The following is an 11,139-nucleotide window of genomic DNA, read 5'->3' as shown; positions in this document are numbered from 1 at the left end:
ACCGGTTTTCTGAAGACAACCATTACCCTGGATGTCGAAATGAACGCCGAGACGATGTATCTGGAGGATCCCACCGATCCAGATGCAGTGCGTATGGCCGATTTTGTAGAGCCTCTGATTCAGAGTCTGTCAGAAATATTGCCAGAGGCTACTGAGGAAGATCGGGGCAAACTGCGCGGCCTGATTAATCCGTATGCATCGAGTCAGCTTCGGGATGAATTGGTTGCCAATCCGGACTGGATGGGCACAACCCAAACCATTACCTTTCTGGCGCACAGTAATGTTGATGTGTACAACAAGCATAAAGGCAATGAGGCTTATTCCATTAAGTTGTCGGAGGAACAGCAGCAGTATGTGGATAAGTTACGCGATAAAGGCGTCATAGAAACCAGTTTCAACGACGTGTTTTTCACCAGTGGCGATTCACGTGACCCTGCCAGAGCCGGGGTGCTTGGTGCTATCGTCGGTTCGCTGTTAGTTATGTTTGTCACCCTGGTATTGTCATTCCCTATCGGTGTGGCGGCGGCGATTTATCTGGAAGAATTTGCCCCGAGAAACAGGATCACCGACTTTATCGAGGTCAACATCAACAACCTGGCCGCAGTACCATCGATCATCTTTGGTTTGCTGGGTTTGGCGGTGTTTATCAATCTGTTTGGCATGCCTCGCTCTGTCCCGTTTGTCGGTGGCCTGGTACTCACATTGATGACGCTGCCAACCATCATTATCTCCAGTCGTGCGGCGATCAAAAGTGTGCCGCCTTCAATCCGTGAAGCGGCTGAAGGAGTGGGTGCCTCTAAAATGCAGGTGGTATTACATCACGTATTACCGCTGGCGATGCCCGGCATGCTGACCGGTTCGATTATCGGTATGGCTCAGGCTCTGGGTGAAACAGCACCGTTGCTGTTGATAGGTATGGTGGCCTTTATCGTTGAAATTCCCGAAGGGTTCTTTGACGCCGCTACTGTGTTGCCTGTGCAGGTTTTCTTGTGGGCAGGCAGCCCCGAACTGGCCTTCATTGAACGCGCGTCGGCGGCCATTATGGTGCTGCTGGCATTCCTGTTAAGTATGAATGCATTGGCTATCTGGTTGCGCAAGCGCCTTGAACGCCGTTGGTAATGGAGAAAACAATGAATATGAACGATACGCTTATTAGCGAACCTTTGGAGCCACAAGAAATGAGTACACCTGTTAATCGCCCTGTTGAGGATGCTGGTGCGCAGTCTGCGAAAGTTGAAGAAGGAAAAACAGTCGGTAAGCCGTTTGCGGATGATCCCAAGTTTAAGCTTCGCAACGTGGAAGTGTTCTATGGACAAGAACGCGCCATAAAAAATGTCAGCTTGGATATTGGTCGTAATGAAGTTATTGCGTTTATCGGACCTTCGGGTTGCGGTAAATCAACATTTCTACGGTGTCTTAACCGGATGAATGACAGCATCGATATTTGCCGGGTTAAAGGGCAATTAATGCTCGATGATGAAGACATCTACCATTCCAAAAAAGACGTGGTTGAATTACGGGCCCGGGTAGGCATGGTATTTCAAAAACCGAACCCGTTTCCAAAGTCGATCTATGACAATGTGGCCTATGGCCCGCGAATTCATGGGCTCGCCAATCGTAAGTCGGAACTGGATGACATTGTTGAAGACAGCCTGCGTAAGGCGGGTTTATGGAATGAAGCGAAAGATCGTCTGCATTCCATTGCCACAGGTATGTCAGGCGGTCAGCAACAGCGTTTATGTATCGCCCGTGCCATTGCTGTTAGCCCTGAAGTGGTTTTAATGGATGAGCCATGTTCAGCACTTGATCCCATTGCCACAGCGAAAGTTGAAGAGTTAATCTCTGAATTATCAGAAAGTTACACCATTATTATTGTGACGCACTCTATGCAGCAAGCCGCCCGGGTATCCAGCCGGACTGCGTATTTCCATCTGGGGCACCTGGTAGAAGTTAACGAAACAAGCAAGGTGTTCACGTCTCCCGAGCATGAACTGACCGAGTCCTATATTACTGGCCGTTTCGGCTAAGCCACACTTTTACGTGCTTTTGGAGAATTTTGCTATGAAGAAAGATAATAATAGTGTCTACGGAGGTCACACGTCTCATGAGTTCAATGAAGACCTTGCTTCCCTGAATGCCGACTTCCTGAAAATGGGCTATATGGTCAGAGACCAGCTTACAAATGCGATAGCTGCACTGATGGATGGCGATGGCTTTAGGGCCGATGAAGTACGCAACAATGATAAAATTGTCGATAAGCTGGAGCTGGAAATTGATGATGAAGCTGTCCGTATCATCGCTCGTCGTCAGCCGGCTGCTATAGATCTTCGTCTGGTGATTGCCGTGATGAAAATGGTTGCTGATCTGGAGAGGGTCGGGGACGAAGCCAAGAAAATTGCCAAATCAGCTTTGGCATTATCCGAGGAGGGTCAGGCTCCCCGTGGTTACGTTGAAGTTCGTCATATTTCTAATCACGTACTTGAAATGCTCAACGATGCCCTGGATGCTTTTGCCCGGCTTGACTCCGAGCTGGCATTACGGGTGATGAAGGAAGATAAAATAGTAGACGAAGAATACAAAGCGGCTACCCGGAGCTTACTGACTTTCATGATGGAAGATACCCGTAATATTTCTCGCTGCATGTCAGTGATGTGGGTGTTGCGGGCGCTTGAACGGGTGGGCGACCATGCCTGCAATATTTCTGAACATGTCATTTTTATGGTTGAAGGCGAGGATATCCGTCACACGCCCGTAGAAGATACAGAAAAACTCGTTGGCCGCTAATAACTCACGAAAAGCTGCAGGAATTTATCATATTCCTGCAGTTTTTTTAAGTTCTGAAACGCTATTTCCCCTTATCAATAACCCTGTTTTTTAATGAACATTTATTAGTTTAGTTAAGCATATTTTTCAGTATTTGCCAGTATGCCTGGATCAAAAGCGGCAATGGCTGACCGCTTGAACCCATCAGGCTAAATCCACAGCCGAAATCCCATTAAACACCAGCATAAAGTTAAGATACCCAGCAGCTCGGCATCCGATAATGCCACCGCATTTGATTGAATCAGCTTTTCACCTGTCGGCCAGTCCTTGATTGACACAAAGAAAATCGCCAGCGTAAATCAACCGTAATGAATCGTGAATCATTTACGATCCATTATTTTGGTTATAGTTGCCTAAATATAAGTGATTAATTTTCAATTGCTTAACATCGATGGATGGATTTGCTAAATAATTATGATCCATTCTCATTAATAATTATTTTGAGGTCGCAGACCTTATTAACAGACTGTTATGGATTGTAGATCATGACCACTAACGAAGAAGATGACGTCTTAGAAGGCTGTGCAGGCCTTCCAATAAAAGCTGCTATGCACCCTTTTTCAGTTGATTTTTTGGCCGGCTGTAAAAAGTTTGCTGAGCTTGCAAAGCAAACCGATAGCGAGAAGGAAGTCATGATTTATTCCACATCTAGTATCGTTAATGCTGCCTGTTACCTGGAAGCCAAGCTTAACGAAGAGATTGCGATATCACGAATGTTTTTTAATGAATGCTCACGGGAAGGAAAGCGCTGGGGTGAAATAAAGGAAAGTGAGCGGCATACTTCTGTTCCAGAAAAATGGAACAGAATTTCCTCCCTGACTGGGGGGCGCAAATGGAGTCATGGAGAAGCCCCTTTCCAATCATTTGAAACGATCACATCATTAAGAAACGAACTTGTGCATTATAAGGGCGACCTGCTTGGTAAGGACGAAGCCCCATCTAGGAGAATTGAAGCACTAATGAGACAGCTAGGTATTAAAAGCGAGGCATCATGGGGTGAAGATGAATGCTCTAGCTGGGTTACAGATCTTCTTTCAAACCCCGATGTGGCTAGATGGGTCGCAGTTAAAATCACCTCATTTGACCGGCAATACTATGATCTTATGCACAGAAAACCATAACAAGTTGCTGTTTCGGATCGCCTTATGCGCCCGCAAAGCAAAGCGTTAGGCGATGGGGATTGAAATTACATGAGCTTCTCTGAAGAAGAAAAAAACATTATTGAGAAGTATTTCATCGACTTTACTTCGGCATTAGAAGTGCATTTAAGAATCCATAAAGGAAAGCTCTCTGATTATTGGGGCGGGATTGATAAAGATAAATTCAGCACAATCATATATCTCACCCGTGACGGTATGGTTGTAAGGATTATTCCTAAGTGGATTGGTGCTCAGGTTTCAACCAAAAGGAATGTAAGTTTCGCTCAAGCAGCAATAGCAAAATGGAATAACAACGATTTTAAGTCAGGAGATAAGGTTGCTGCATCAGCTATTGCGAAGCATCTAGCGGGGAATGCTAAAATGCAACTTGGTGTAGAAAACAATGGAAATTTTTTAAGAGTTATTCCTACAGAAAAAGATAGCTCCTTTATTGCCTTGGCTCCTCTGCTTTTAAAGGGGCTATCCACTGCTCAGGCAAAACAGGTACATGAGAGCCCCGGCTATAGAAATTTTGAAAGCCCTCCACCAACGCCCCCTTGGATAGTCAGCATAGTCTCTTCGTCAATAGGCCTAAATGTTCTTGCTGGTCTAGATGAGGATCCTTATATCGCTGCAAAAGGAATAGCCGATATTATTTTCAAAACTGCTGGTATAACTGACGAAGATCCAGCTATTATTTATCGAAAAGCCAGAAACCGTTTAGAAAAAAGTATTGCCGCGATTAATTCTGAAAACGAGAAAGAACTCCAAAAGGTCATCGAGGAATACCCCTGGATTTTACTTGATGAAGTAGATTATTCAGCTGTGGATCCAGAAAAGACTTTGCAGTATGTGGAGAGAACTGCTGGAGATGATGGAGTAGTTTCAGAAATAGTTAGAAAGGTTCGTCCGGATTTTATTTACGAAAAATATGACCAGTCGTCGCTGGTTGTAGAAATTGAAGCAGCTAGCAAGAGACTTTTAGTAAAAACAAAAGAAACACATTACCAACTTCCCTCAGCGCAAGAAGTAGCAGCTCAATTTCAAATACAACATTATAAGCATATATGCTCCGGACCGTTTGGTAGCCAAATTAATGCGTATCTAGAAAAACCTGATGATTGGATCTACAACTATTTACTTGTTGTGGGAAGTGATAAACAGCCTGATTTTGACCGAAGATCTTGGAACTTGTTACGGGAGTTTATGAAACCTCACGGTATAGTTTTACGTGACTGGGACTATTACATTGATCGATTGGCTCGATTTGAGGCTGCTGCAACTACAGCTAACACAACAAAATTATGAAGAGTTTCAAGGTGGCAGCAAACTTGATATTTTAGTCAGTTAATAATCAAAGATTGGAAGATATTTGGTGTCAGAGTAAAAACTCGTTTCCCCCTCATAGGTTTTTATTTATTAAAATCAATCAATTATAATCTGTTGCTTTTGCATTCTGTGCATTTTAGGAAAACTCTGCGGCAGTCTGTCCGCTGGAATCTTGGCTGGTTGTGGTCAGTGATGTTGAGCTGGATTAGTCCTAGCTCGGCAGTTTTGAATGTAAAAGTGTCTTTTTAAGCCGATACTTCCGACTTAAGGTGCCAACAAGTATTATCTTTCAACTAAGCAGTGTCAGTGGTGGGTTCAGATGGATTTGAAGCGAATTACATTATGCGAGTGAGAAAAAGGCACCACCAAAGAATATTATTCAGCTCAGATAGAGACACTCATCACCGGCATCGATTATGGGGTCGGTTATTCATTCTGATGATGCTCATTCTGGTAGTCACAGCGATTTATCAGGTTTATAAACCGTTGCCGTCCGGCTTGAATATGTTTTCTCAGGCCCGTCCCGCCACCGAGGTGCAGTTTCTGGTTGACAGAACTTACACCGACGATGATGGCAAACGCTATATGGATCAGCAGATATTCGACAGCATTTTTGAAATGATTGCGGATGCCCGGCGGATCGTGCTGGTGGATATGTTTCTGTTTAACGATTTTCAGGGGCAGCTGACTGAAACCCACCGGCCTTTATCAGGCGAATTAACCGCCGCTTTGATTGCTCAGAAACAGCGCTATCCGGAACTTGAGGTCAGGGTGATTTCTGACCCGATCAACACTATATATGGCGGTCGCCCCTCACAGCATTTTGCTCAATTGGAAGCCGCTGGCATTCCCGTCACTCTGACTGATTTGACCCGTTTGCGTGACAGCAACCCTGCGTATTCTGCTATCTGGCGACTGTTCATCCAGCCTTTTGGCAATAGTGAAGGCGAGCTGCTGCCCAATCCATTTGGTGAGAGCCGGGTTTCGTTGCGAAGCTATCTCGCTATGTTTAATTTCAAGGCGAACCATCGTAAGTTGATCATTGCGGATAAGGGGCAGGATCTGACGGCTCTGGTGACTTCGGCCAACCCGCACGATGGCAGCAGTGCTCATGGCAATGTGGCATTACGTTTCAATGGCGCTGCTGCCTGGGATCTGTTTGCCAGCGAGGCGGCTACGCTGGAATTTTCCGGTGATGTCCGTCCGGTATTGGAATTGCCGCAAATGTCGTATGTGACCAATACTGAGCTTACGGTTCAGGTACTGACCGAACGTGCAGTCGAGCGTGCGGCACTGGCGCTGATTGATGAAGCAAATACGGCTGAACAGTTGGATATGGCGATGTTCTATCTGTCTGATCGTGACATTATTGAAGCGCTTAAACAGGCAGCTGGGCGAGGGGTCAGGTTGCGTGTATTGCTTGATCCCAATAAGGATGCATTTGGCCGGGAGAAAAATGGTGTGCCTAATCGGCCGGTGGCTCATGAACTAATGCAGGCGGGTGCTACCGTTCGCTGGTGTGATACGCATGGCGAGCAGTGCCATGCCAAATGGCTGATGCATCGTGGCGCTGAGGGGCAAAGTATGATGTTGCTTGGCTCAACCAATTTAACCCGGCGTAACCTGCACAATCTTAATCTGGAAACCAACGTCATTCTGAGCGGTCCTGCCGAGGCCGAACCACTGCAACAGGGCCATAGATGGTTTGAAGAGCGCTGGAACAACCTGGATGATCGTCATTACAGCGTGGATTATGCAACCTATGCCGACGAGCGGTTTTGGCCACGCCTGCTTTATCGCGTGATGGAAACCACCGGACTTAGTACGTTTTAACCTTTTTTTAGATTAACAAACTCAGTCACCTAACGAGAATTCATCAAATAACTGCACGGCTGATACTGGATCACGGGTATCGAAAACATAACTTTTGATCGTTCCGGTGCCGGTATCCAGAATGGAAAAGGTGGTCAGTTCATTACTGGTGACAAAAGGCAATGCCGGAAACGTTTTATCCAGTAGGTTCATCGGACTGAAAATGCTTGGCAATGTCATTTTCCGGCCATGTGGATCGCCATTGGCAGCGTAATCTGCAGAATTCCAACGTGAATTTTCAGATTTCAGTTCAGCCCAGAAATTGGCTTTAGCAGCACGGTTATCATGCGGATAAGCACCACTTGGGTCGGTGAAATAAGCGCCCATGGTATTGCCGACATTGGATGTTTCCAGATAATGCATATTACCGACCTTGGTACGGTTCCACAGGTGTGAGTGGCCAATCTGTACCAGATCAACGCCATGTTTTACCAACAGCGGCTCTATATCCCTTCGCCAGATATCGTCGCCGAGTGGATAGTGATAACGCACTTCACGAATTGATGACAGTTTTGGCTGCACGATGTTTTGCCAATCTGCCGGGCTGATGGGAAAGCTGAGCTCAGTAACCTGTTCAGTATTAGCATCATCAATTTCTATAAGCTGCATTAGCGGATTGGCAAGCACCGGGACGACATTATCCCCCAGCCCGAAAATGCCTTGATGGGCCAGCACCACTTTATATTTCGCCTGTTTAAACGCTGCCGATTGCAACACGCCTTCCAGCCATTGGTATTGCTGTGACTGGGCATCAAAACGCTCGAATATAAATTCGCCGAATCCCCATGCGTCCGGTGTTTGCAACTCTGATAAGGCTTCGACAAACATGCTGCGGTGTTGGCCGCTTACATTCCACGAACGCCAGATCCGGGAGACATTCATTGAGATAAGAAACACATCGCCGAATGCCATGGCGTAATATTCCTTGCCGTTTGGCCCGTCATCCGGAAATGAAAACACCTCCAGATAGGTTTGCTGATTATGCGAGTTATCCAGAATCCATTGCGCTTTGATTTGTGGGTCGTTGTCAGGGTTAATTTGCTGTTTTATCTGTTCATAAGCGATTTCGGCATACCAGCGGGGTTGTGGATCATTAAAACTGTTATTCATTCGATGATCGGCCTGTTGTGGCAGAAAACGCCCCATCACTTCATGGTTGCCAATAGCAGCAAATAATGGGGTGTGTTGCAGAATTTCACCACCCTTATAGGCCGAGTCAGATCTGATTTGCCGATAACGTCCCTGCATGGTGGGGAAAAATGGCGGTGCCCCGTCTTGAATTTGATCGAACCATTCAGAAGCCCGATCCGGGATATTCACCAGATCCCCTGCGAAGAAAACAGCATCGGGTAAACCAATTGTTTCGACGACTTTTTGATAATTGGCAGGGGAGTTGGCTTTGGATTGCAGATCTGAGGTGAGCAGAATTTTCAGCGGCTGATTTTTCTGTGGCAGCGGTGTGAGTGTAAAGCTTTCGCTGGTCAGGGTTTGTCCATCATTGGTAACGCTGGTCACCAGGTAATTAACACGGGCGCCAGAGGACAATCCGCTTGCCGTGGTTTCGTGGCGATAAACTTTTCGGGTGGTCAGCGTCTCATAATATGCTTCTGGTTGGAATGAATCCGCATCCTCAAACATCCGGGTCATTTTGCTGGTATTGGCATCAGCAACCTGTCCATCACCATAGTGCAGTTGATGGTTTTGCCCTTCAAAGTTGGTAAACCAGACCACATTGACCGAATCTTCGGTGGGTAATTGTAAAAACGGATCGCTGAGAAACTGCTGTTTTGTTTCAATGCTTTCCGGGACGTTTTTGGCCACTGTTTCTCCTGACGTATACAAACCTGATAATAGAACAAACCCTGAGATGATCAGGCTTGACTGTGTTAGCTTCAAAAAATTCATACAACACACTCTGGGATAGCGTTTAGGGGAGTTTCCCTAAGCAGTATCAATAAAGCGTGTTACCAATCGATGATCATGGATTGGTTTAACTGACCAGGTCAGTTGAAATCAGTAAATTGTCTCATGGAGATGAACACCGCTGAAAACACAGACAAATTCACATCCTCAATAAGACCACGGCCAGGCCTGCTGATAGCGATAACAGCATTGGTATTAATACTCGAAGCCCGATTCTACGGTTACCTATGCTGAGTGCCAGGCTGGCCTTGAAAAGGTTGTTGACCATGGCGGCGATAATGATGGCCAGAACCGCTGTGGTGGCAGTTAAGTCATCACGCGCCATACGCGTCAGCGATAAAGTAATGGCATCAACATCGGTCAGTCCGGAAACGGCTGCCAGCAGATAAATACCTGCATCACCCATCAGATTCTTCATCCACTCTCCAAGCAGTAAAATCACTACCAGTAACAAGCCGAACAGCAGGGCTGCCCGCAGTTCCAGTGGATTCTGTCCCTTGGGCTGAGTCACGTTTCCCGATCCGGCATGTTGCCACCAAATCCAGGCCGCGGCACCGTATAAAAGACTGCCCATGATGATGACCGGGAGCAGCAGATCTTTCAGCAATGGCGGGTAAATCAGCGCGGCGTAAAGCAGAATCCGAGGGAACATGGTGCCACAGGCGATGAGAATGCCAGCGGCTAGTAGCGGGCTAAGCTGAGTTGAGTCTGACTGGCGAGAAAGACGGGAAAAATGCAGGGTCAGCGCGGTGGATGAGCTGAGTCCGGCAAACAGACTAGTGAACAGTATGCCTCGTTCCGAACCACCGAAACGCATGGCAAAATAACCGATGAAACCAATTGCAGCAATGAGCACAACCAGCCACCAGATTTCTCTCAGGTTCAGTACATTACCGGGCCCAAAACCCTGATCAGGTAATAATGGCAGTACCACTACCGATATCAGCAAAAGCTTCAGGCCTGCGTCCAGTTCATTGGCTTCTAATGTCTTCAGGAAACGATGAATGGACTCTTTGTTGTCCAGAATTATTGCTGTGACAACTGCCGCTGCGGCGGCAATCACTGGTTGTCCTGCAACCACCAGCGCACCAAAGCAAAAAGTTAGCATCTGGCCGACCCAGCTGGTGATGCTGAAATCCTGTTGTTGCCGGTTTTTAATCAAAAGCCCGGTCATGCCTGCCAGTCCAACCATAATTAGCAATATAGCGGGTATCCAGTCACCTAATTCCCGGCTGAGCTGAACTGAAAGACCGCCCAGCAAACCAAGCAGGGCATGGGTTCGGATGCCAGCGACACGTTGCCCAGCGGCTTTATCCCTGGCGTGCCAGCCATGTTGCAACCCGATAAGGGTTCCCAGAGCCAGGGCAATGCCGAGTGCAAACAGATCCTGGCTGACCGTACTGAGAAAATCACTCAGTTCGTACATAGTCGTTCATCCTGGTTAGTGACTCAGTTTCATTATAAGCATGCGATCTTAGGATCCAGTAGCAATCTCACCACAACGATAAAGCAAGGACTGAAAAAAATACAAATAACAGTAAACCAATTAAATGGAGATATCCGATACCCGTAAATAAAAATCTGATGCAACTTAGGGTATGCTGAAGAAGTCCTGTTTTTTAATACTTTTTTCCTTGTGTTTAGATGCAGCTTACAGCTTAACCAATTTAAGGAGACGTTATGGATATCGACTTTACCGGTGAATATTTGGTGAATGATCAAGATGTGACGTTTTATGCCATCGTCAATAATCAGACGGTGGCGTGTATCGTCTCTACTGCTGCCTTAGACGAGTTGGCTGACCCTGACGATCACGAAGATGCTGAAACACTGTTTTTGGATCATCAATACAAATTCGAAGAGATTGCTGAGGGCTTGATCCTTAACCATAAGGTCATTGACGGTGAAATTCATATCCATCGTGGTGAGCTCGACTAAGTTTTATTCACTGGGTTGGGCGATGATTTTTTTGAGGCTGTTCAGAGGGGAGGCGATCTGTCTGCTTTCAGTATGACAACCGTTTCTGCATTACTGAGGGACATCCGCCATTGTC

Annotated in this window: 9 protein-coding genes; 7 read left to right on the top strand and 2 right to left on the bottom strand. The window is 46.5% G+C overall.

All coding sequences use genetic code 11. The annotated features are described in order from the left end of the window. From pstA to B3O33_RS05190, 6 genes are all read left to right on the top strand, one after another. The coding region (gene pstA / locus B3O33_RS05215) for a phosphate ABC transporter permease PstA (RefSeq protein ID WP_292363135.1) at positions 1 to 1,119 on the top strand (1,119 nt) is incomplete at its 5' end. An 11-nt stretch (positions 1,120 to 1,130) separates the two neighbouring features. Continuing rightward, positions 1,131 to 2,027 (top strand): phosphate ABC transporter ATP-binding protein PstB, encoded by an 897-nt coding sequence (pstB, locus tag B3O33_RS05210; RefSeq protein WP_292361274.1) that lies wholly within the window; start codon positions 1,131 to 1,133, stop codon positions 2,025 to 2,027. Between the two features lie 34 nt (positions 2,028 to 2,061). Continuing rightward, a complete protein-coding gene (gene phoU / locus B3O33_RS05205; RefSeq protein ID WP_292361273.1) occupies positions 2,062 to 2,784 on the top strand; it encodes a phosphate signaling complex protein PhoU in 723 nt (240 codons plus the stop codon). A 524-nt stretch (positions 2,785 to 3,308) separates the two neighbouring features. After that, positions 3,309 to 3,944 (top strand): hypothetical protein, encoded by a 636-nt coding sequence (locus B3O33_RS05200; RefSeq protein WP_292361272.1) that lies wholly within the window; start codon positions 3,309 to 3,311, stop codon positions 3,942 to 3,944. A 69-nt stretch (positions 3,945 to 4,013) separates the two neighbouring features. Then, a complete protein-coding gene (locus B3O33_RS05195; RefSeq protein WP_292363134.1) occupies positions 4,014 to 5,270 on the top strand; it encodes a Shedu anti-phage system protein SduA domain-containing protein in 1,257 nt (418 codons plus the stop codon). Between the two features lie 459 nt (positions 5,271 to 5,729). Further along, complete coding sequence (locus tag B3O33_RS05190; RefSeq protein WP_292361270.1) at positions 5,730 to 7,124, top strand: phospholipase D-like domain-containing protein; 1,395 nt, start codon at positions 5,730 to 5,732, stop codon at positions 7,122 to 7,124. 21 nt (positions 7,125 to 7,145) lie between these two features. Here B3O33_RS05190 and B3O33_RS05185 read toward each other — a convergent pair whose 3' ends face one another. After that, positions 7,146 to 8,984 carry a metallophosphoesterase gene (locus B3O33_RS05185; protein WP_292361269.1) on the bottom strand — a complete coding sequence of 613 codons (1,839 nt, stop codon included), beginning with the start codon at positions 8,982 to 8,984 and terminating at the stop codon, positions 7,146 to 7,148. A 241-nt stretch (positions 8,985 to 9,225) separates the two neighbouring features. Beyond that, positions 9,226 to 10,512 carry an MgtC/SapB family protein gene (locus tag B3O33_RS05180; protein WP_292361268.1) on the bottom strand — a complete coding sequence of 429 codons (1,287 nt, stop codon included), beginning with the start codon at positions 10,510 to 10,512 and terminating at the stop codon, positions 9,226 to 9,228. A gap of 254 nt (positions 10,513 to 10,766) precedes the next feature. Here B3O33_RS05180 and B3O33_RS05175 point away from each other — a divergent pair, with 254 nt between their 5' ends. Continuing rightward, the gene (locus tag B3O33_RS05175; protein WP_292361267.1) at positions 10,767 to 11,024 is read left to right on the top strand and encodes a DUF1488 family protein; all 258 of its coding nucleotides are present in this window, start codon (positions 10,767 to 10,769) and stop codon (positions 11,022 to 11,024) included. The last annotated feature ends 115 nt before the right edge of the window (positions 11,025 to 11,139 follow it).

This window comes from Methylophaga sp. UBA1464 (genome assembly GCF_002325665.1).
GTDB lineage: Bacteria > Pseudomonadota > Gammaproteobacteria > Nitrosococcales > Methylophagaceae > Methylophaga.
This window is presented reverse-complemented; position numbering and strand designations above follow the sequence as displayed.

Coding starts and splice junctions, on each gene's coding strand:
- pstB (WP_292361274.1), top strand. CDS start 1,131: ATGAATATGAACGATACGCTTATTAGCGAACCTTTGGAGCCACAAGAA.
- phoU (WP_292361273.1), top strand. CDS start 2,062: ATGAAGAAAGATAATAATAGTGTCTACGGAGGTCACACGTCTCATGAG.
- B3O33_RS05200 (WP_292361272.1), top strand. CDS start 3,309: ATGACCACTAACGAAGAAGATGACGTCTTAGAAGGCTGTGCAGGCCTT.
- B3O33_RS05195 (WP_292363134.1), top strand. CDS start 4,014: ATGAGCTTCTCTGAAGAAGAAAAAAACATTATTGAGAAGTATTTCATC.
- B3O33_RS05190 (WP_292361270.1), top strand. CDS start 5,730: ATGATGCTCATTCTGGTAGTCACAGCGATTTATCAGGTTTATAAACCG.
- B3O33_RS05180 (WP_292361268.1), bottom strand. CDS start 10,512: ATGTACGAACTGAGTGATTTTCTCAGTACGGTCAGCCAGGATCTGTTT.
- B3O33_RS05175 (WP_292361267.1), top strand. CDS start 10,767: ATGGATATCGACTTTACCGGTGAATATTTGGTGAATGATCAAGATGTG.